Here is a 451-nt window from a genome sequence, read left to right as displayed (position 1 = left end):
TGCCGCCGGGCCGGGAATAACTGCCCGCGCGCGGTGTTTGCCTGTCATGAAGCCCGTTGCCGGCGGCATCGTCGTGTCCGCCGACCGGGCCACGAGGTCTGTCCACTCATGAACTTCACGCATTTACTGGCCTTCCACGAAGTCGCGCGCGCCGGCAGCATCAGAGGCGGGGCGGCTGCTGTTCGACCACGCGTCGCGGATCTTCGCGCTGGCCGACACGGCCGAGAGCGAACTGCGCGAGCTGGCCGGCCTTGGCGCCGGGCATCTGCGGATCGGCGCGAGCAACACGCTGGGCGTCTACTTGGTGCCGGCCCTGATCGCGCGCTTCAACGCGCGGCACCCGCGCATCACGATCGACTTGACGGTCACCAATACCGAAGGCGTCGAGGCCGGCCTGCGCGATCTGAGCTTCACGCTCGGTTTCGTCGAGGGCCCGTTCGATACGGCTGTG

General features: G+C 68.3%; 1 protein-coding gene. It reads left to right on the top strand.

Going from position 1 to position 451, the window contains the following annotated elements:
- Window positions 1-304: 304 nt before the first annotated feature.
- Window positions 305-451: LysR substrate-binding domain-containing protein (locus FQ755_RS38150; protein WP_260858613.1), on the top strand; the 147-nt coding region annotated here is incomplete at its 3' end.

Source organism: Paraburkholderia sp. BCC1885, from assembly GCF_900996235.1.
Classification (GTDB): Bacteria; Pseudomonadota; Gammaproteobacteria; order Burkholderiales; family Burkholderiaceae; genus Paraburkholderia.
This window is presented reverse-complemented; position numbering and strand designations above follow the sequence as displayed.